The following is a 20,691-nucleotide window of genomic DNA, read 5'->3' as shown; positions in this document are numbered from 1 at the left end:
TTTTCGGATCAGACAGTGGCACTAGCATATTTCATCCGGTCAAAAGCAAAAAGATCGGCGTCCGAATGACCTCCTTTTGTAATCAGATCGGAGATGATTTGCGCTCCGATGGTCGAATAGACGGTTCCGTTCCCTCCGTAGCCTAGCGTGAACAAGCAATGTGGAAAGCCCTCCTGCTCCCCAAACAGCGGGAGTCCGTCATGGGTTTCGACAAAAGTCGCTCCCCAATAATATTCGGCTCGCATTGGAATCTGTGGAAATAACGCTTGAATCTTTGCGAGCAATTGATCCCGCTTCTTCAGACTGGAAGCATCCCTCTTTTGCAAGTCGCTCAACGGCTCATCAAGTCCTCCGACAATGATTCTCCCTTCCGGACAAGTACGGATATACAAGTATGGACGGGCTGTTTCCCATATTAAGCATGATTTCGGCCAGCCCGGAAACGAATCGACTGGATTGGTCACGATGGAAAACGAGCTGGAAATCACGGCATTGGCATTGCGCTTCATGGATTGTGCTTCGTAGCCAGTGGCAAACACGGCACGCCTGCACGTGATTGTGTGCCCACTTTTGGTATAGACCAAAAGTCCTCCGTCATGCACTTTTTGATGAACGACTTCTGTATTTTCGTATACGCGCGTCCCTTTTTTCACAGAGTGGGCGATCACACCATTGGTAAATTTATACGGATTGAACTCCGCATCTCCCTTGGAATAAATTGCCCCTTCCTTTGAAAAGGAGAATCGCTTCTCTATATCTGCTCGCTCAAAATACGTGACTGGAAAGCCACACTTCTTCAATAACTGGTACTCTGTCCGCAAGCTCTCCGCATCAGCTGGTTCACTGGCATAATACAAGCTGTCACGTCTTATGTAATCTGGAGAGTGGTCTAGCTGCCCAGAGATTTTTTCCAATTCATCGACAGCCCGCCGCGTCAGTTCGTAAAAACGAACTCCTTTTTGCTCACCGAAAGAATGGATACAGGCTGTCAACGTTTTATCGTTGCATATTTGGAGCAAACCGGTGTTAGCGATGCTGCTGCCTCCACTTACCCGCTGTTTATCCACGAGGATGACATCCACATCATGCTGCTTCAAATAATAGGAAACAAGCGCTCCTGCCTCACCGCCACCAATAATCAGAACATCACACTTCACGTCCTCGGTCAAAGCGGGATATAGGGGTGGCCCTGGCAATGTTTCTGGCCAATACAGTTTTCCGGTCACGAATATCATCAGCATGTCCCCTCAGGCTGAAAGTATCAATACGGACGTTACTTCAATTCTCAACCATTAGGATAACCAACACGCCAACAGGCATCCGCTCCCCTATCGCACAATTCAATGGTGATACGTTATGATGGATGTCAGAAGGAGTGATTGCGCTTGACCACGGTATACGTAAAGCTTCCGCATGAAAATGCAGTTGTTCGAGAAATCGCTGGGACGGATGAACTACAGGAGCTGGTGGATGGTGATTATGAGGTAGTGGAAGATGACCATCTGGAGGGAATTTCCCTCGTTGTGAATGAAGATGCCCGCGGGGTACAAGCGAACAATTTCCCCATCACATCAGACGGTTTTTTAGACTGGGTCTATGGACCTTGCGTATTCGTCAAAGCAGATGGATGTTCGCTGACAGCTGACGATCTTTCGAGAATTGACCAGTTTTTATCCGCCAAAGGATGAGGATTTGATCAAAACAATGACCCCTGACGTATCAGCTCAAGTTCATTTACACGGCTGATGACCAGGGGTCTTGTATTTTTACTCGTTAGAACTAGCTCTTGATACCGCTGCTGCCGAAGCCGCCCGCTCCTCTTTCTGTCTCATCCAGCTCATCGACTACCTCAAATTGCGCGACTGGAACAATTGCAATGACGCCCTGTGCAATCCGGTCCCCTTTTTTGATCAAGTAGCTATGTGCATCGACTTCTTGTTCAACGGTTACTTCGTTTTCGCCAGCGCCCAGACATACCTGGCCACTTTTTCCAGATGCGATCCGAATATTATCGATCAGGACGCATACTTCACCGCGATAGCCTGCATCAACAGTCCCAGGTGCATTGGACAACCGCAGCTTTGTTTTTGCGCTGATCCCGGAGCGAGGGCGCACTTGCAATTCAAATCCTTCTGGAAGCGCGAACGCCAAGCCAGTTGGAACTTTTGCAGATTGGCCAGGGGCAATCAATGTATCCTCTACCGCGACCAGATCAAAGCCCGCGTCCATTGCTCTCGCGTACGCTGGGATCACGGCGTCTTGGTGGAGCTTTTTAATTTTCACCTGTGTAACCAGGCGCTCATTTGTCATGTTCATGTAATAGTCTCTCCTCTATAGCCTGTCGGCTGATTACCTTTCATAGTGTACAAGATGCGATCACATCCAGCAAGAAGCACCGAATTTCATAAAAACCTCACAAATCCCTTTCTTTTTCAGCGCTTTTAACAATGGAATGTGATATAATCACCGTTGCATCTAAAATCACAATTGAAAAGAAAGGTGGAATTGTACCTTGCAAGTACAAAAACCATATCGCATTTTGTTGTATTACAAGTATACTCCTATTGAAAATTATGAGGAGTACGCAGCCGAGCACTTGCAATTCTGCAAGGATAACGGGCTGAAAGGGCGGATTATCGTAGCTCCGGAAGGCATTAATGGAACCGTATCCGGCACGATTGAACAAACCGACGCCTACATGGAATATATGCGAAAAGATCCACGTTTTAGTGATATGTGGTTTAAAATAGATGAGTCGGAAGAACATGCATTCAAAAAAATGTTTGTTCGCGCGAAAAAGGAGCTCGTAACCTGGCGTTTGGAGGAAGATGTCAATCCGAATGAACTAGTCGGAACCTATTTGAATCCAAAAGAATGGTACGAAATGATGCAGGAAGAAGACGTCGTGATCCTCGACGGTCGCAACTACTACGAATACGATTTGGGACATTTCCGTGGTGCGATTCGCCCTGAAGTGGATTCATCCCGTGAGTTCCCTGAGTGGATTCGTGAAAACATGAGCCAGTTCAAGGATAAAAAAGTCCTCACCTACTGCACAGGCGGTATTCGTTGCGAAAAGCTGACAGGTGTATTGCTGCAACAAGGTTTTGAAAATGTTTACCATCTTGAGGGCGGAATTGTCACCTATGGAAAAGATCCAGAAGTCCAAGGGCGACTGTGGGATGGAAAATGCTACGTGTTTGACGAGCGCATCTCTGTGCCGATCAACCATACAGAAGAAGACGTTGTAATTGGCCGTTGCCATTACTGTGGTACTGTGGAAGACCGCTATGTAAACTGCGCCAACCCATTCTGCAACAAGCAGCACTTCTGCTGCACAGAATGTGAGACAAAATTCAAGCGTTCTTGCTCTGATGAATGCCGCGAGCACCCTCGCAACCGTTATGTAGAAGCAGAAGAAAAAGCAAAGCTGGAAGCTGCTGGATCAAACGCATAATTGGATACAAACACAAACAAGCTGATTCTCTCGTAGAGTCAGCTTGTTTTTTTATAGACAAAGGGCTCACATTCCCCTCCCTTTCCCTTTCCCTTTCCCTGAATTTGGTACTATAATAAAAATCAAATCATTCGTAAAAGGGGATACATTATGTCAGTGATTCATGAAACAAGCATACTCGAATGGCAGGCTGCAATGACAGCTGGAACCACAACTTCCCGGGAACTGACCCTCGCCTTTTTACAGCGGATTGCCACCTATAACAAACAAGGAATCCGAATCAATGCCATTTGTGAGCTAAACCCAGATGCACTGGCGATCGCAGAGTCACTGGATCGGGAACGAGCGGTGTCAGGCAGTCGCGGGCCGCTTCACGGAATCCCTGTACTGATCAAGGATAACATTGCGACATCGGACAAGATGCACACGACGGCTGGAGCTCTAGCTTTAGCTGATTCATTTGCCTCTGCGGATGCATTTGTTGTGACCAAGCTCCGAGAGGCAGGCGCCGTCCTTTTAGGGAAAACAAATTTGACGGAATGGGCTAACTATATCTCCAATGACATGCCAGATGGCTACAGCTCGCGCGGTGGACAAGTGTTGAACCCATACGGTCCTGGTGTACTCGATGTCGGTGGGTCTAGCTCCGGTTCGGCTGCTGCGATTGCCGCAGGTTTTGCCGTTGTGGCAGTCGGTACTGAGACTTCCGGGTCGATTCTCCACCCAGCGGAGCACAATTCGCTCGTAGGAATCAAACCTACTGTTGGGCTAATCAGCCGCTCGGGTATCATCCCGATTTCGCATAGCCAAGACACGGCCGGACCGATGGCGAGAACTGTGACAGATGCAGCTATTTTGCTTAGTGCCATAACTGGTATAGATGAAAATGATCCGGCGACTGGAAAAAGCGAAGGTCTAGCACATACCGATTACCTTCCCTTCCTCGATGCAGATGGATTGCAGGGTGCGCGCATCGGTGTTGTACGCTCAAGGTTTTTGGCTAAGTGTGATGACGAAGAGATCGCCTTGTATGAAGCAGCTATTGAAAAGCTTAAAGAGGCTGGCGCAACTGTCATAGATGCAGTCACCATTCCGACAGAAAATGCCAAGTGGGATAGACAAGTTCTGGTACATGAATTCAAGGTCGGCGTCAATGCGTACTTAAAAACCTTACCAGCCTCCTACCCGATCCGCTCCTTACAGGATGTCATTGCTTTTAATCGGGCACATGAGGAACAAGCCCTGCTATACGGGCAAGAGCTGCTGGAAGAATCCGAGCAAACAAGTGGTACACTGACAGAGCCGGAGTATCTGGCGAATCGCCTGTTCGATTTGGAAATGACACAGAAACAAGGCCTTGATGCTGTCATGAAGGAGCACGAACTCGATGCCCTCTTGTACCCCGGCAGTACGGGTTATGCTATCCCGGCCAAAGCTGGTTACCCTTCGATTACCGTTCCAGCTGGCTATACTTCCGCGGGCAAGCCATTTGGCATCATGCTGACTGGCTTGGCATTCCAGGAACCTGCTCTTCTTCGCCTGGCCTACGCTTATGAGCAAGCAACTCGACTGCGTGTGGCTCCGAATATGACAACAGTATAGGGGAAGCACAGAATGAACCGATATTACGGACTTTTTATTGGCACAGAAATCCCTTTCAAGCACCTGAAGAAAATCATTCGCAAATTCAACTATGATTACTATGGCAAAGCCAGTCCCGAACGACAGCAAGGCTTTATCGAAATTATTCCAGAATTTCACATCCGTCACTCTGATTATCCACACACTATGCTAGAGTGTATCATGGTGGAACCAGCGTATTTGAACAGATTTTTGGAAATCGTAAACAACCTAGATTTCACTTTCATCCTTTGCCAGTATCGTCACGGTCATTTTCAAACGATATTGAATGAAATCGAGTATGGTGTTACGAGCTATCGCTCCTTGGAAGATGTCGTCTATCTGGTATTCGAAGATGAAGATGATATCGAAAGGAGATTCGCTAAAAAACTGCACACGCTCCCACTCGAAAAACAATTTGCCTCAGCCGCTGGAATCAAAACGAGCGAAGAATATCAGCATCTGCTAGATACGTGGGTAAAGGAAGTACTCTCCTATCCAGCAAAAAACGCATGAGACCTTTTTGGGTCCATGCGTTTTTCCCTTTCTACATCGTCTTGCTTTCTTGCTCCGCTTTACCGAGTCGGTCCTGGAACAGCTTGCTCAATTGCCCGATATTTACTTCCCATTCGTCATCCTTGTAATAAACAGTCGCTTTGGATTCGCCTTTTTTACCTACGATACGAATACTCGTTGTCTTCACTTCATAGGTGCCATCTTCTTTGAAGGAAATATCGGCATCCTTAAGCTCTTTGTCCAAGACTGGTGTAATCGTCTTATCGACGACTTCCTGCGTCGCTACGGCTGCTTGTCGTCCCATTTGGATCACTTCTTCAGGGCTGAATTGGAAAAACAACACGAGCACAACACCAATAATAGCAGCGAGCGAAATAATTCGAATGATACTTCGCACCACCCATTGGGCGGCCATGATGATGATTATGATACCTAGCGCAATCGGCCAGTAATCTTTGATCAGTTGAAGTATTTGGTCCACGTATATCCCTCCTTCGATTTCAGTCTCGCCAAAAAATATCGAAACCAAATCTTCTTACAGAAAAAAACCGTCTCAGCAAAGCGGACGGAATCGCGAAAATGGGTTGTCTCTCACTAATTCTCGTAAAAAAAGCAAACTCCTGCTCTCATTTTCAATCGTTTTAAACGAAAAATTGACATCCTCTTTATCTTTTATCCATAAAATGAATGAACAAAAGCCCGGAGGAGTCATCCGGGCTTTCCTCTCGATGATAACGATAACACTAATGAGAGCTCATGAAATTAGTTTACATAACAAATATTATGTAGCATAAACATTTTGGTTTTCTTATTCGATTCCATTTTCATCCAGACTCTTCGCATAGTACTCATCCTGAATATGCTCCGGCACCATACTCCCACCCGTCGCCCATACGATGTGAGTCGCCTTTTTCATTTTCTCCGTTAGACCTTGCTTCGCCAAATAGTGACGCCCTGTCTCCTGCTGAAACAATCTAACAGGTCCTGGCATACCAGCCAATGCAGACGGCTCCAATCGAATGGATTCGTGATCACGCAAGGCACGCAATAAAGCGTATAGCTCCTCGTCGTCCACTGTAAACACGCCACTCAGTAAGTCCTCCATCATTTTTCCTACAAATCGGGAAGGTCGACCAACTGCTAGACCATCTGCTTCTGTCTTGTTATCTATCCCAAAATCTTGAACGGAGACTTTGTCATGCAGGCCTGTCATTAAACCTAGCAGCATGCAGGGAGAATGAGTTGGTTCCGCAAAAAAGCAATGAACATGATCACCATAAACGAGCTTTAACCCGTACGCTACACCACCAGGACCACCACCAACGCCACACGGAAGGTAGACGAACAACGGGTGCTCACGATCTACTTTTATTTGTTGTTCCTCTAGCTGCCTTTTCAATCGTTTTGCTGCTACTGCATAGCCAAGGAATAATCGCTTGGAGTTCTCATCATCGATGAAATAGCAGTTCGGATCGGCTTCTGCCTGCTTCCTGCCCTCTTCCACTGCTTTTCCGTAATCCGATGCGTACTCCACAACCTGGACTCCTTTTGCCCGCAGCAATTCCTTTTTCCATGCTTTGGCGTCCGCTGACATGTGTACGGTGACTTGAAAACCGAGCTTCGCGCTGATGATCCCGATGCTCAAACCGAGATTTCCTGTCGAGCCTACCGCAATGGAATAACGGGAAAACAATTCCCTGAACGCATCCGAAGCCAAAATAGCATAATCATTGTCCGGTTGCAGCATCTGATGCTTTTGGGCCAATTCTTCTGCATGTGCCAGCACCTCGTAGATTCCGCCACGCGCCTTGATGGAACCGGCAATAGGCAAATGGCTGTCGCATTTTAACCAGAGATTCCCCTGTATGTCCGACGCAAAGCGAGACTCTAAGTGCTTTTGCATCTCTTTTATTGGAACGAGTGGGGACTCGATCAGTCCACCAGCTTCTCTCGTCTCGGGAAAAGCCACTTGAATGAACGAGCCAAAGCGTCGCAAGCGTTCTTCTGCATCCTGGACTTCCTCTGGCGTAACAAAGAGAGTTGCTTTTGCGATCTCATCATAGCTAGGGTTCGTCCAGAACACTTCATCCGTCTCCATCATGTTAGGAAGAAGCGGATATTTCATTTTCCACTCCTCCACTGTTAGCCCTGCCAACTTTTCATTGTTTACCATCTTGAACGAGCCCCCTATTCTTCTTTCCACTCTTCTTTGTTATTATAACGAAATATTACGAAACTTTTTTCGAAAACCAAAATAAAAATTACGGATGAATCCACTCTTTTGATACAATGGTCGTGTTAAAGAAGTCGACTGTAACAAAAAGGAAAGTGATAACATGTACCGCTATACCATATGCTTTCTCAAACATAGAAATGGAATACTCATGCTGAATCGCAACAAATCACCGTTGATGGGGCTATGGAATGGCGTAGGCGGTAAGCTAGAGCACGGAGAGACTCCATTGGACAGTGTTCTTCGTGAGGTTCGGGAAGAGACGGGCATTTTGCTAGAAACCGCTTGCTACAAAGGAATTGTCTCTTGGCTAGTCGATGGAATGGAAACGGGCGGTATGTATGCATTCCTCGCTCATCTTCCAGAAGACTACGAGCGCTCTCAAACCCCACAGGTAGTGGAAGAAGGCATACTTGACTGGAAAGAGCTAGCGTGGATCTTGGACCCCGACAATGCTGGCGTCCCAGAAAACCTTCCCATGTTTTTACCATACATGTTGGAAGAAGCTGACCCTTGTCAGCATTTCTTTACGTACGAAAATAACCAGGTTGTCAACTATGAAACAGCTCCATTGCCAAACCCGGTAACAACTTGATTCGGAGGAGAAACACGGATGGAAATTCGCAAGCTTGCCGTACAGGAACAACCACCAATGGATTTACTCTTATTGGCTGACCCCTCTGTCAGATTGGTGAAAGATTATGTACAAAGAGGTCAATGCTATGTCGCTGTTCTGGAGGATAGCATCGTAGGGGTCTACGTCTTGATTCCAACGAGACCGGATACGATTGAACTCGTGAATGTTGCCGTCGATGAGGCCCAGCAAGGCAAGGGCATTGGCAAATTGCTCGTTCTTCATTCGATTGAAGTAGCCAAATCTCTCGGTTATAAGACGATCGAGGTCGGAACAGGGAATTCTAGCGTGGGTCAGCTCGCCCTTTATCAAAAGTGTGGATTTCGGATGAATTGGATCGATCGGGACTTTTTCTTGCGGCATTATGAGGAAGAGATTTACGAAAACGGGATTCAGGTGGTAGATATGGTTCGCCTCTCTCAAGATATTTGAGAAGATTGTCTAGAAACAGTGTGAACCGAATGAGTATACATAATTTATATTATGTTATCTTTTTGTACGTTATCTTTCTATAGGAAAAGGTGAGGCTAGGTGATCACGCATTTTTCTAAATTAACCTTACAAACTGTGTCCATCCAAGGGGTACATCAGGTTTACGCAGACCGTCTCGGCTTTCCCATTTCATCTCAATCAGACAAACAGATTACGTTTCAAGTCACACCCGATTTTCGTTTAACCTTTGAAGAAGTGTATGAACCGATTTCCCCCGCCCATATTGCTTTTCAAGTGCCTTACTCCCTATTTCATGAATCAGCGAAAAAGATCAAAGAATCTGGTCTTTTGCTTGTTCGATGGGAGGATGGGCATGACATTGATCAGGAAAAAGTACGGAGGAACCTGTATTTCCGCGATGGAGACGGGAATCTTCTTGAGATTATAGCCCACGAGTATGTGTCAGAAGAGGTCGTCGTGCCATCCACTCCCCTGCACATTCTGTATTTACGGGAAGTGGGCTGTCCCGTGGAGAGCGTGCCTGTATTTACGCAATGGCTAAAATCGAATATAGGCATGAAAACATACGAGGATGGCGAAAATTTTAACTTCGTCATCGGGGGCACGGCACATATCGTAGCCACATGGAAAAACAGGCCTTGGATTCCCATCGCCATGAAAGCGTTACCACCGAAAATGCACGTTACTTTTGGAACACCTGACCAAACGTTCCTGCAAAAAGTGCGGAGGCGCTTTGAAAAAAGTAATGTCCTCTTCCATTCGGATGCTCATGAGCTTACGTTCGTCCGGGAAGGATACTCTTTTTCAGTTATCCATACACCCGATTACGCCCCAGACATCCCGACCAAATTGCAATTACCGCTTTCGATCTCCACCTAGCAAATACAGCGGCAGACGAGGACTTCAGACGTTGTCCTGACTGCCGCTGTTCTGCTTTCATGCTATCCTCTGGCGACCTTTCTCTTCAAAAGTGGCTCGCGACCTTCGCGTCCTTGTGTTTTCGCAAGGTAGATGGCGTATTCAAGCGGGCGAGAAATGGCATTCTTGTACTGCTCCATTGCCCCCATCTCCCGGAAAATTTCCCGAGCTGGTTTGGGATTCACTTCGATCAGCCACGCGCGACCCTCTATGTCGATGCCAATATCCAGTCCAAATTCAACCATCCGTCCAAAATGATCCTCGAGTGTTTCCGCTGTTTGAAAAGCAAGCTGTTCGCAATCACGCACGATCTGCGCAGTGCGTTCCTCCCCAAACCTCGGTCGGAGGAATACCGAAACAGGGATAGCTTTTCCGCCACCATGCAAATTAGAGGTGGCACTGCGTTCTGGACCCACGCGAATTCCATGACCTGTCATGCTCCATTCACCCTGCCCATTCTTTTGAATCAAGAGGCGCATGTCTACTGCACGCGAAGGAACCAGCTGCAAACGAAGTCCTTGCTGAACGATGTATTTCTCCTGTCTCGTCCAACGATCTACCCATCTCTGGGCAGCGACTTTGTCTCTTACTACTGTCGATACTTTCGCCCTTTGCTTGTTCCGTCCGAGCAGTCGAAGTTCGTCGCCACGCTTTTCAATCGACAGGATGTTTCGTCCCCCTGTTCCATTGAGTGGCTTTACGTAGAGCAATGGATGCTTGCCTAGCATGTTGACGAGGCTTTGTCGGTTGTAGAGGTGAGTCTCCGGAAGCCAACGATGCATTCTGGGGTCCCGATGCAGCACCTCATGTACACGCCATTTGTTTGCCAAGCGATTGTTTGCGTACAAAAAATTACTCGTCCGCCGAAAGGCCACATAGTTCTTAAACGATTGTGTCGGTGTATAGCGGTATCGGTCGAAAACAGCGTCTGGACGGTCAAATATCCTTGCTTGCCAACCGCCATTGCTCCCCGGGACATACCCTCTCACCTGCTTGCCGGCTCCAAGCACATCGTTTGGTGAAAACAAGAAAACGGTACAGCCTAGTTCTTGTCCAGCCTTGAGTAGTCGCCGAAAATAGGTTGGCTCTGCAAAGCGTTTGCCTTCCCGCCAAGTCAAGATGCCGATTATGGGTCGTTTCAAAAGACCACCCTCTCTCGTTTCCTCCTTGGCAGTTTATTCAGTCCGTAGTCAAATGGCGATTATCTCAGCTTCTTTTCCAAGTGAAACAGATCGAGTGGCAACGGAGCCGTGACTTCGATGACTTCTCCCCCGAATGGATGCACAAATTTGAGCACTGCTGCGTGCAGCGCTTGTCGCTTAATGAGTTCGCGCTTGCCACCATACAGTTCATCCCCTAAAAGCGGGTGCCCAATATGACTGAAGTGTACGCGAATTTGATGGGTTCTCCCCGTCTCCAATTGACATTCTACTTTCGTAGCTGTTTGAAAACGTTCTTTCACCTGGTAATGGGTAATCGCTGGATCTCCGTTTGGTGTGACCCTTCTGCGCGTCCCGTGATTCCGGTCTTTTCCGATCGGCTCATTGATTTTCCCACGTTCTTTGGTCATTTGTCCGGAAACATACGCGACATAAGTACGCTTGATCGTGCGCTCACGCAGCATTTCATCTAACAGTGCAGAAGCCCACGCATGCTTCGCGTACAGAACGACGCCTGACGTATCCTGATCCAGTCGATGGACATGGCGGACTTTTGCTTCCAAACCTGTACGGAAAAAGTGCCCCGACACGAGATGATCCAACGTCACATGATGATAGCGTTCGGTCGGATGTAACAAAAGGCCAACCGGTTTATTCACGATGAGCAAATGATCATCCTCGTACAAGATCTCGGGAACTTCACTAGCCGGATCAAGCCCCAATGGCTCAGGCTTGCACATCCGCAGGCGAATTTCCTGCCCTGCTTTTCCTGCAACATGCTGAGCAACAGAGGCGCCATCCAGCAGTACTTCTTTGTGTTGGAATAAAAGATGGACCTGCTTGCGAGGCAGCTTCCACTCTTCGCGCAGCAGGTTCCCAATCGGGATAGCATCGTCTTTGTCTCGTAAATGAGCGACGAGCCATTCCCCTTCTTTTTTCATGAATAACATTTCTGTCTATCTCCCTGTTCTATGTTCATGCAATTACGCTTGCTCGAGTCCTTTACTGACTTGAATAGCACGGTCCAGGAAATGCTCGATCTCCTCCCGACTTTTTCCGAGCTTGCTAACGAAGCGAACCAGTTCTTTTCCATTATGGAACGCAATAAAGCTCGGAATTCCGAAGACATCGTACTTTTGGGACAAGTCAGGGAGAGTGTCACGGTTGACTTCTATCATGTCTAGCTGTTCTTTGTATTTTTCCTCCACAGCAGGCATGAATGGATCAATGCGATGGCAATCTGGGCACCAATCCGTGAAGAATTTGACGATGACTGGCTTAGTTTCTGCGATTATTTCCTCGAACTCAGCTTCTGTCTTAATTTCTCTCATGTTATCTTCCTCCCAGAATGATTTGGAAATAGTGTACCACAGGCACGGGAAATCACTCTATATTTTTCCACCCTGCTCGATGAGACATTGCACAAACGCTTCAGCCGGGCGTGATAATGGTTTGTCCTTTCGATACGCCACGACGAGTGTGCGAGAAGGTTTTGATTTTATTCGCACATAAGTAGGTGGTTCAATTGTTCCAGGTGCGAGCGTAATCATTTTCGGCGCAAAAGACAACCCCATGCCTGCTGCAACAAGTGACTGAGCCGTCTGGATGTTCGAGCTCTCAAACACGATTCGCGGTCGGAATCCCGCCTGCTCACAGAGCCGGAGCGAAATCGTGCGGAAGCCTTGTCCTTCTTTTAACAGGATAAAAGGCTGATCGGCTACCTCCGCGAGATCGACTTCTTTTCGTTTCGCGAGCGGATGATTAGCTGGTACCGCCAAAAAGATTTCCTCATTGATCGCGGGGATGATTTCCAGAGACGGATCACTGATGGGCATGGTTAGTAGGCTTACATCAATTTTACCCCGCACGAGTAGTTGCTCCAAATGACTCGACGTTTCCTCCATCAATTGCAGCTCAACACCGGGAAATTGCTGTGTAAACGTAGGCAACACCCTTGGCAGCACGTACGCCCCTGTAATCGGTAGGCTTCCTACTAGCAATTTGCCGCTTTCTCCTACGGCATAAGCTCGCATTTCCCTCTCTAGCCCCTCTGACATGTCGACGAGCGTTTGCGCCACCTGTATGAAGCGTTGGCCCGCATCAGTCAGTTCTACGTGCTGCGGCAAGCGATGGAACAAGCTGACACCGAGTATTTTCTCCAGCTTCGCAATTTGCTGGCTCAACGATGGTTGGGCCAAATGTAATCGATTGGCTGCCCGAGAGAAACTGCGTTCTTCCGCAACAGCGAGTACATAACGAATTTGTCGTAACTCCATATAGACCTCCCGATAGGCAAAAACTATCCTTCTTATAATTATTATATCTTTGATCTATTCTCTTTGCCATGTTACAACCTTGTTAAGAGTTTTTGAACGAAGGAGGAATCATAATGACAGCCCGTACGATGTTTGAAAAGATTTGGGACAATCACGTTATTCACGAAGAGGCAGGCAAGCCGAGCCTTTTGTATATCGACCTGCACCTGGTTCACGAGGTGACTTCACCGCAAGCTTTCGAAGGACTCCGCTTGGCTGGACGCAAAGTACGCCGTCCAGAGCTTACCTTCGCAACCATGGACCACAACGTACCGACTGCTGACCGTTTTAATGTCAGAGACCCGATTTCTCGTCAACAAATGGAAACCTTGACGGCGAACTGTGAGGAATTCGGGATTACACTGGCGGATTTGAACAGCCCAGATCAAGGGATCGTCCACGTCATTGGTCCTGAGCTCGGTCTGACGCATCCAGGCAAAACAATCGTCTGTGGTGACAGCCACACTTCCACTCACGGCGCATTCGGTGCCCTCGCTTTCGGTATTGGTACCAGTGAAGTGGAGCATGTACTCGCAACGCAATGCTTGCAGCAATCCAAACCAAAAACGATGGAAGTACGCGTAAACGGCGACCTGCCATTCGGTGTCAGTGCAAAAGATTTAATTTTGGCGATTATCGCAAAATACGGAACTGATTTTGCAACTGGGTACGTCGTAGAATACACAGGTGCTGCGATCCGCAACCTGACCATGGAAGAACGCATGACTGTGTGCAACATGACGATTGAGGGTGGCGCTCGTGCCGGCTTAATCGCCCCTGACCAAACTACTTTTGACTACTTGAAAGGCAAGCGCTACGTTCCGCAAGGGGAAGATTTCCTTGCAGCTGTCGAGGCTTGGAAAGAGCTGTGCACGGACGAAGGCGCTGCGTTTGATGCCTGTGTAGAAATCGAGGCAGCCGAGATCGCACCGCAAGTGACGTGGGGAACGAGCCCTGGTATGGGAACGAACATTACGAGCACCGTTCCAAACCCCGAGTCATTCGAGACAACCGCTCAGCGCAAAGCGGCACAAGATGCTCTGGCGTACATGGACCTTGCACCAGGCACTCCTATGAGCGATATCAAAATCGATCGCGTGTTTATCGGCTCCTGTACGAACGGTCGGATCGAGGACTTGCGCAAAGCAGCCGAAGTGGCAAAAGGACGCAAGGTCTCCCCTTCTGTACACGCGATGGTCGTTCCAGGCTCTCAGGCAGTTAAGCAACTCGCTGAGCAAGAAGGCTTGCACCTCATTTTCCAAGAAGCTGGCTTTGACTGGCGCGAATCTGGTTGCTCCATGTGTCTCGCGATGAATCCAGATATCCTTTCCGAGGGTGAGCGTTGTGCTTCTACCTCCAACCGGAACTTCGAAGGTCGTCAAGGACGAGGCGGAAGGACGCATCTGGTCAGCCCGGAAATGGCAGCAGCAGCAGCTATCGCAGGTCACTTCGTCGATGTACGTGAATGGAAAAGCGAGAACGCTAGCAAGGAGGTATTCCAATGAATCCATTTGTCATCCACACCGGAGTGGTAGCCCCACTCGATCGTGTAAACGTAGATACGGACGCAATTATCCCCAAGCAGTTCTTGAAGCGCATTGAGCGCAGCGGTTTTGGTCAATTCCTGTTCTACGAATGGCGCTTTACTGTCGATGGTGCACCAATCGATACGTTCATTCTGAATACGCCTGCGTACAAGGAGTCTACTGTCCTTCTTGCCCGCAACAATTTTGGCTGCGGCTCCTCTCGTGAGCATGCACCATGGGCTCTCCTTGATTATGGCTTCCGTTGTGTAATTGCCCCATCCTTTGCGGACATTTTTTACAACAACTGCTTCAAAAACGGCATTCTGCCGATCAAGTTGAGTGAAGAGCAAGTCGATGAGCTGTTCAATCGTGCTCAAAACAAGCCGAACTACCAGCTGACCATCGATCTGCAAGAACAAGTTGTTCGTGACAGTGAAGGTCTCTCCTACCCGTTCGAGGTAGACTCCTATCGTCGTTACTGCTTACTGAATGGCCTCGACGATATTGGAATTACGTTGCAGTATGAAGATAAGATCACTGCATACGAAGCAAGTCGTTAATTTTCATCCATAGCGTAGCCCATAAAAAAGCGAAGGCATCCACTACTGTGTCCCTTCGCTTTTTTCGTGTTTGTCCTATAAAAGAATATACATGTGGCTCTCATCAAAGTATTGATCGCCGATTTTTAGTGCCCGCTTTTCTAAACCGTATGGGAGAAAGCCCATTTTTTCATAAAGACGAATGGCAGCCGGATTGGTCGTGACAACAGCGAGCTGTATCGTATCGATATCTCCCCGCGTCTTCAAATACGCGAGCTCTGCCTGCATGAGCGCTTGTGCAACACCTGTCCCGCGATACGTTTCACGAACGTACATGGAGACGATAGAAGCTTTGTGTCTTGCTTTCAACCCTCTGTGGCGGAAAAAACCGATGATCCCTGCCAGCTGCCCTTCCACAAATGCCCCAAAATAGCCGCTATCCCCTGACTCTCCTTGCGAAAGTCTTCTCAGCCACTCTTCCCCAGGCATTTGGATTTCCTCTTCATAGGTAGAGCCGAATGCATCTGGATCAGTTTGCAGCCCTTCCAATCTAATTTTAATAAGCTCATCTGCATCGTCTGGTCCCAAAAAGCGAACTTCCATTCTAAGCTGCACCTCTCCCATTTTAAATTTCCACTTATCTTAGACAAGAGTTACCAGAAAGTAAAGAACTATATAAAAAACGCCAGGAGCATCTCCCTGGCGCGTGTATCTCTTCCTATGCAGTTCCCGTCTGGTTTGGATGGCTTTGTCCAAACAGTTCCAGCGCTTGCTCCCGCAGCTTGAACTTTTGAATTTTACCGGAGGCGGTCATCGGATATTCGTCTACAAACTGTATGTAGCGGGGGATTTTGTAATGAGCGATCTTCCCTTCGCAATAGTCCCGTACCTCATCCTCCGTCAACGTTTCATGAGGCTTTACCCGAATGCACGCCAATACCTGCTCGCCGTATTTAGCATCAGGTACACCTACAATCTGGACGTCCAACACTTTTGGGTGTGTATAGAGGAATTCTTCCACTTCACGAGGATAAATATTTTCCCCTCCGCGAATGATCATGTCTTTGAGCCTACCGGTAATCCGATAGTAGCCTTCTTCATCGACGGTTGCCAAGTCTCCGGTGTGTAGCCAGCCTTCGTGATCGATCGCTTTCACCGTCTCCTCTGGCATGTTGTAATAGCCTTTCATGACCAGGTATCCTCGGGTGCACAGCTCGCCTTGTACACCTGACGGCAAAATGTCACCTGTCGCCGGATCGATGATTTTTGCTTCTACCTCTGCATGCAGACGACCGACAGTGGATACTTTTCGCTCGAGGGAATCCTCTGGCACGGTCTGTGTGATGACGGGGGAAGCTTCGGTTTGTCCGTACGCAATCGTAATGTCACGAATCCCCATTTGATCGACAACCTTCTTCATAACCTCAATCGGGCATAAAGAGCCAGCCATGATGCCTGTTCGCAGCGAGCTTAGGTCACGCTCGGCAAACGTCGGATGGTTCAATTCGGCAATAAACATGGTGGGTACGCCGTATAGTGCTGTGCAGCTTTCAGCCTCCACAACCGCAAGTACCACGCCGGGATCAAAGGCGATGACTGGCACCATCGTCGCACCTGTCGCCACACATGCCAAGGTCCCCATCACACAGCCAAAGCAGTGGAAAAACGGAACCGGAATACACACCCTATCCGCTAACCCGAGGCGCTGACATTCCGCTACCTTGATGGCATTGTTGACAATATTGACATGCGACAGCATGACTCCTTTTGGAAAACCGGTCGTCCCGGATGTGTACTGCATATTGATGACATCGTCAGGTGAGAGCGTCGCCTGACGCGCGATCCGCTCTTCTTCCGTGACCAATGCAGCACGTTCAAGCAAATCACCCCACAAAAACATTCCGGGTTGTCGCTCATTTCCTAGATAAATCACATTTTTTAAATGCGGAAGCCTTTTGGAGTGTAGCGCTCCAGGTTCACATGTCTGTAGCTCCGGGCAAATCTCTTGAATCATGGCGAGATAATTCGCATCGCGATAGGAATCCATTAAGAGAAGCGTCGTCGACTCGGATTGACGCAGCAAATATTCCAGTTCATGTACCCGGTAGCTCGTATTGACCGTTACCAGTACACCGCCCATTTTCGCCGTGGCAAATTGAGAAATCACCCATTCTGGCACATTGGTTGCCCAAATCGCGATATTGTCCCCTTTTTGAATACCAAGAGACATAAATCCCCGAGCTGCCTGATTGCATATCGCTTGAAATTCCCCAAACGTATAACGGAGCCCTCGTTCGTGATAAACCAGCGCTTCCTTTTCCTGATACTTTCTAGTTGTGTCGTCTAACATGTTGCCGATTGTGGTCATATGAATCATACAAGCACCCCCAAAACATTCAGACTATTCTGTATAATTCTTCTTTTCCGCCACAATCCCTTCTTTTTCCGTTATCGTCCTATATCCATTGGTTCTTGTGTTCCTTGATAAATGCGATGTCTTCTTGATAGTGAAGAATATGACCTTCTTCGACCATCTTTTGAAAAGCAGCATCGCCCTCACTGGCTTGTCTGGCAATGGTTTTGCATAGTCCTTCTAAACGAAGCAAGACCATTTCTAGCGTACCTTCCTTCATTTCCATCCCATACGATTCAAAAAACAAGGCCACTCGCTGTTTTCGCTGATTCGCATGCAGCAGTGCTTGGTAATGGATTTTTTCTCCGGATTCCGTTAAAGAAAATCTACTCAAAGGCACGCAGGTATAGAGCGTATAGGCGATATCCCAAAGTCTTGGACCCGGAGCCGCTAAATCAAAATCGATAATGCCTATCGGTAATTGTTGATGGAAAATGATATTGTACATAGCAAAGTCGTTATGACAGATGACCTCACGCAGGCCAGGAGTGTGATCCAACGACTGCCACTGATCATCGAAAGGAAAATCACTCACAGAATCATGATAAAGCCGAAGCATTTTCGCAATTTCTTGTAACACTTCGTTTGCATGCATATATTCCTTCCAAGGATAATGACCAGCCTCTCCTTCAATAAAGGACAGGATTTCTCTCCCCTGTTCATCCATGCCTAAAAATTTCGACGCATACGGATATCCTTTTCTTTCCAAGTGCTTCAATAATTCATGGATGTTCTTGCTTCCTGGCTTTACTTCCCTTCTGACTGTATTGCCAGAACGGTAAACGTTCGTTACGTTTCCGCCCGCTAATAATTCTTCCTTCGACGATGACGATTTTGACATATTATGAACGTCCCTTTCTTTTGACGAAAAAAGAAAGCGTCCCTGTTGTGGAACGCCATCTACTTTACTTCACGACGATTTTTTTCGTAGTCTCTACCTTGTATGGCAGGTGGTTGCTGTAGTTGAGCTCTACCCGAATTTCATGCTCTCCCTTGGGCAACTTTTTCAGTAAAAACTCTGGTTGATAAATCATCCCTTTTGGTTCGCCATTCAGGTATAAATGTGCGTGTCCCTCCCCAAAGACTGGGGCCTCGGCCAATTCGCCATTTTCCTGAACGAATGTGAAGTTCTCGGTAAACAAGGATACTTCTGCAGTCGTCCCATCCAACTTGACTTCCATATTTAGCGCTGGCTTTTCTGACCCTGCTGGCTGGTTCATGGGTGCCGTCGCTGTAACAGGAGTAGTCGGGTCTGACGGACGATAAGAGTCTGAGACGCTAAGAGGGTCTTTGACCAGAAGTACGATTCCCGCCACCAGTACTACAAGAAAAACGATTCCGCCTAAAATGAGATTGCGCATACTGATAATAAAGACCTTCATGTCTCTACTCTCCCTTTCGCAAGTGCTTGTCACTTATTTGTACATGCATATGCGAGAGTGAAGAGAGTTAGAAGCAAAAACTTTTCTAGTAGTCAAAAGCACGACTTTTTGAGCAACCTCTAGTACTTATCGGAAGTTAATAAATTGTACTTCCAATGACAAATCAGCCTTGCGAATCGCGCTGATGATTTGCTGTAACTCATCTTTGCTTTTTCCCGTCACGCGAATTTGATCGTCTTGAATCTGTGTTTTTACTTTGACCCCTGTATCTTTGATGATGCTGTTGATCTTTTTCGCATTGTCTTTGTCGATCCCCTGTACCAGCTTGACACGCTGACGGACAGTACCGCCCGCTGCCGGTTCAATTTTGCCGTAATCGAGGTTTTTGATCGGGACATCCCGTTTGACGAGCTTCCCAAGTAAAATGTCTTTTACCTGACTGAGCTTGAAGTCGTCATCGGAGACGAGAACGAGCTCTTCCTTTTCCAAGGAAATGCTGCTCTTGCTCCCTTTGAAGTCAAAGCGATTTTCTATTTCTTTTAATGCGGTCTGAATCGCATTGTTCACTTCGGATAACTCTACTTTGGACACGATATCAAATGAGCTCTCTTTACTCAAAGGAATTCTCCTCTCTTTTATTAGATCGCACGGATCAAGCCCCCATCAACGAGGAAGGATTGACCTGTCACGTAGCTGTTTGCTGGCGAAGCCAGGAACGTCACCATGCGAGCAAACTCGTCAGGCTGACCATATCTGCCCAATGGGATTTGCTTCTCCCAACTTTCTCTTACTTCATCTGTACTGATGCTCTTCGCCTCTGCGGTAAGCCCATCCAGTTGTGCCACCCGATCCGTCGCAATTCTGCCAGGTCCGATGGTGTTAATCAGAATCCCGTCTGGTCCTAGTTCTGATGAAAGCGTCTTGGAAAGACCCAATACCCCTGTACGAAACGTATTGGACAGAAGCAAATTTTCAATCGGCTGTTTAAAGGACGAGGAAGCGAAGTTGATGATTCTTCCAAATTGGTTCGCTCGCATATGCGGCAAGACAGCACGAATGGCACGTACATAGCTGAGCAAATTTAGCTGGAAGGCTTGCATCCACTGTTCGTCTGTGACCTGATCGAATCTGCCTATTGCTGGCCCACCTGAATTGTTGATTAAAATATCGACGCTTCCAAAATGCTTGACCGTTTCTTCGACAACTCGCTTTATGTCTTCTTCCTTTGTCACATCCACTGTTACGGCTAGCGGTGTTTTTCCAGTAGCCTGTTCGATCTCAGCACGAACGATTTCCAGAGCAGCTTCATCTCTACCACATATTGTGACATTCGCTCCTTCTTGGGCGAGGCACTGCGCTGTTGCCTTCCCCAATCCCTTTGATGAGGCCAGTACCAGAGCCGTTTTTCCTTGCAAAAATAGATCCATATGCATGCTCCTTTCACGGTTCACTCATGTATGTATCTTGATCTCTTTATTCTACAGAACTTTCAGACGAAGGAAAAGCAAAAGAGAAGGGGTACAGC

The 20,691-nt window shown here is 47.7% G+C and carries 23 protein-coding genes; 9 read left to right on the top strand and 14 right to left on the bottom strand.

Annotation, left to right across the window (positions count from 1 at the left end; all coding sequences use genetic code 11):
* Window positions 1-8 precede the first annotated feature (8 nt).
* Entirely contained in the window at window positions 9-1,235 is a 1,227-nt protein-coding gene (locus ACKKE8_RS14265) for an NAD(P)/FAD-dependent oxidoreductase (protein ID WP_409178704.1), read from the bottom strand.
* A gap of 150 nt (window positions 1,236-1,385) precedes the next feature.
* On the opposite strand from ACKKE8_RS14265, the gene ACKKE8_RS14260 reads away from it, so the two are divergent.
* On the top strand, window positions 1,386-1,688 hold the full coding sequence (locus ACKKE8_RS14260) for a hypothetical protein (RefSeq protein WP_409178703.1): 303 nt from the start codon (window positions 1,386-1,388) through the stop codon (window positions 1,686-1,688).
* Window positions 1,689-1,779: 91 nt separating this feature from the next.
* On the opposite strand, the gene dut is transcribed toward ACKKE8_RS14260, so the two are convergent.
* Window positions 1,780-2,316 carry a dUTP diphosphatase gene (gene dut / locus ACKKE8_RS14255; RefSeq protein ID WP_409178702.1) on the bottom strand — a complete coding sequence of 179 codons (537 nt, stop codon included), beginning with the start codon at window positions 2,314-2,316 and terminating at the stop codon, window positions 1,780-1,782.
* 196 nt (window positions 2,317-2,512) lie between these two features.
* On the opposite strand from dut, the gene ACKKE8_RS14250 reads away from it, so the two are divergent.
* The 3 genes from ACKKE8_RS14250 to ACKKE8_RS14240 all read left to right on the top strand — a co-directional run bounded on the left by ACKKE8_RS14250 (window position 2,513) and on the right by ACKKE8_RS14240 (window position 5,593).
* On the top strand, window positions 2,513-3,457 hold the full coding sequence (locus tag ACKKE8_RS14250; protein ID WP_409178701.1) for a rhodanese-related sulfurtransferase: 945 nt from the start codon (window positions 2,513-2,515) through the stop codon (window positions 3,455-3,457).
* A gap of 150 nt (window positions 3,458-3,607) precedes the next feature.
* Entirely contained in the window at window positions 3,608-5,059 is a 1,452-nt protein-coding gene (locus ACKKE8_RS14245) for an amidase family protein (RefSeq protein ID WP_409178700.1), read from the top strand.
* A 12-nt stretch (window positions 5,060-5,071) separates the two neighbouring features.
* Complete coding sequence (locus tag ACKKE8_RS14240; protein WP_409178699.1) at window positions 5,072-5,593, top strand: hypothetical protein; 522 nt, start codon at window positions 5,072-5,074, stop codon at window positions 5,591-5,593.
* A 31-nt stretch (window positions 5,594-5,624) separates the two neighbouring features.
* Here ACKKE8_RS14240 and ACKKE8_RS14235 read toward each other — a convergent pair whose 3' ends face one another.
* Together ACKKE8_RS14235 and ACKKE8_RS14230 are read right to left on the bottom strand one after the other, a co-directional pair.
* Entirely contained in the window at window positions 5,625-6,074 is a 450-nt protein-coding gene (locus ACKKE8_RS14235) for a hypothetical protein (protein WP_409178698.1), read from the bottom strand.
* A gap of 327 nt (window positions 6,075-6,401) precedes the next feature.
* Window positions 6,402-7,766: a D-serine ammonia-lyase gene (locus ACKKE8_RS14230; RefSeq protein WP_409178697.1), complete on the bottom strand. Its 1,365-nt coding sequence runs from the start codon at window positions 7,764-7,766 to the stop codon at window positions 6,402-6,404.
* Window positions 7,767-7,929: 163 nt separating this feature from the next.
* On the opposite strand from ACKKE8_RS14230, the gene ACKKE8_RS14225 reads away from it, so the two are divergent.
* From ACKKE8_RS14225 to ACKKE8_RS14215, 3 genes are all read left to right on the top strand, one after another.
* The gene (locus ACKKE8_RS14225) at window positions 7,930-8,421 is read left to right on the top strand and encodes an NUDIX hydrolase (protein WP_409178696.1); all 492 of its coding nucleotides are present in this window, start codon (window positions 7,930-7,932) and stop codon (window positions 8,419-8,421) included.
* Between the two features lie 18 nt (window positions 8,422-8,439).
* Window positions 8,440-8,892, top strand: a complete 453-nt coding sequence (locus tag ACKKE8_RS14220) for a GNAT family N-acetyltransferase (RefSeq protein WP_409178695.1) — start codon at window positions 8,440-8,442, stop codon at window positions 8,890-8,892.
* 99 nt (window positions 8,893-8,991) lie between these two features.
* Entirely contained in the window at window positions 8,992-9,792 is an 801-nt protein-coding gene (locus ACKKE8_RS14215) for a VOC family protein (RefSeq protein ID WP_409178694.1), read from the top strand.
* Between the two features lie 62 nt (window positions 9,793-9,854).
* Here ACKKE8_RS14215 and ACKKE8_RS14210 read toward each other — a convergent pair whose 3' ends face one another.
* The 4 genes from ACKKE8_RS14210 to ACKKE8_RS14195 are packed head-to-tail and all read right to left on the bottom strand — an operon-like array spanning window position 9,855 to window position 13,267.
* A complete protein-coding gene (locus ACKKE8_RS14210; protein WP_409178693.1) occupies window positions 9,855-10,973 on the bottom strand; it encodes a YheC/YheD family protein in 1,119 nt (372 codons plus the stop codon).
* 59 nt (window positions 10,974-11,032) lie between these two features.
* Window positions 11,033-11,941 carry an RluA family pseudouridine synthase gene (locus ACKKE8_RS14205; protein ID WP_409178692.1) on the bottom strand — a complete coding sequence of 303 codons (909 nt, stop codon included), beginning with the start codon at window positions 11,939-11,941 and terminating at the stop codon, window positions 11,033-11,035.
* Window positions 11,942-11,974: 33 nt separating this feature from the next.
* Window positions 11,975-12,322, bottom strand: a complete 348-nt coding sequence (locus tag ACKKE8_RS14200; RefSeq protein ID WP_409178691.1) for a thioredoxin family protein — start codon at window positions 12,320-12,322, stop codon at window positions 11,975-11,977.
* A 57-nt stretch (window positions 12,323-12,379) separates the two neighbouring features.
* Window positions 12,380-13,267 (bottom strand): LysR family transcriptional regulator, encoded by an 888-nt coding sequence (locus ACKKE8_RS14195; RefSeq protein WP_409178690.1) that lies wholly within the window; start codon window positions 13,265-13,267, stop codon window positions 12,380-12,382.
* Between the two features lie 113 nt (window positions 13,268-13,380).
* On the opposite strand from ACKKE8_RS14195, the gene leuC reads away from it, so the two are divergent.
* Window positions 13,381-14,811, top strand: a complete 1,431-nt coding sequence (gene leuC, locus ACKKE8_RS14190; protein ID WP_409178689.1) for a 3-isopropylmalate dehydratase large subunit — start codon at window positions 13,381-13,383, stop codon at window positions 14,809-14,811.
* Window positions 14,808-15,392 carry a 3-isopropylmalate dehydratase small subunit gene (gene leuD / locus ACKKE8_RS14185; RefSeq protein WP_409178688.1) on the top strand — a complete coding sequence of 195 codons (585 nt, stop codon included), beginning with the start codon at window positions 14,808-14,810 and terminating at the stop codon, window positions 15,390-15,392. Before leuC ends, leuD begins: the two co-directional genes overlap by 4 nt.
* Window positions 15,393-15,467: 75 nt before the next feature.
* Here the strand turns inward: leuD and ACKKE8_RS14180 are convergent, their stop codons facing one another.
* From ACKKE8_RS14180 to ACKKE8_RS14155, 6 genes are all read right to left on the bottom strand, one after another.
* Window positions 15,468-15,974, bottom strand: a complete 507-nt coding sequence (locus ACKKE8_RS14180) for a GNAT family N-acetyltransferase (RefSeq protein ID WP_409178687.1) — start codon at window positions 15,972-15,974, stop codon at window positions 15,468-15,470.
* A 115-nt stretch (window positions 15,975-16,089) separates the two neighbouring features.
* Window positions 16,090-17,748, bottom strand: a complete 1,659-nt coding sequence (locus tag ACKKE8_RS14175; protein ID WP_409178686.1) for an AMP-binding protein — start codon at window positions 17,746-17,748, stop codon at window positions 16,090-16,092.
* A gap of 79 nt (window positions 17,749-17,827) precedes the next feature.
* Entirely contained in the window at window positions 17,828-18,625 is a 798-nt protein-coding gene (locus tag ACKKE8_RS14170; protein WP_409178685.1) for a phosphotransferase, read from the bottom strand.
* A gap of 64 nt (window positions 18,626-18,689) precedes the next feature.
* Window positions 18,690-19,166, bottom strand: a complete 477-nt coding sequence (locus ACKKE8_RS14165) for a hypothetical protein (RefSeq protein ID WP_409178684.1) — start codon at window positions 19,164-19,166, stop codon at window positions 18,690-18,692.
* Between the two features lie 126 nt (window positions 19,167-19,292).
* Window positions 19,293-19,784, bottom strand: coding sequence for a YajQ family cyclic di-GMP-binding protein (locus ACKKE8_RS14160; protein ID WP_409178683.1), 492 nt, complete (start codon window positions 19,782-19,784; stop codon window positions 19,293-19,295).
* A gap of 20 nt (window positions 19,785-19,804) precedes the next feature.
* Window positions 19,805-20,593, bottom strand: coding sequence for an SDR family oxidoreductase (locus tag ACKKE8_RS14155; protein WP_409178682.1), 789 nt, complete (start codon window positions 20,591-20,593; stop codon window positions 19,805-19,807).
* Window positions 20,594-20,691: the final 98 nt, after the last annotated feature.

The sequence above is a fragment of the Brevibacillus fortis genome (assembly GCF_046196545.1).
Lineage (GTDB): Bacteria > Bacillota > Bacilli > Brevibacillales > Brevibacillaceae > Brevibacillus > Brevibacillus fortis_A.
The sequence above is the reverse complement of the archived record's forward strand: the minus strand, read 5'-3'. Positions and strand labels throughout refer to the sequence as shown.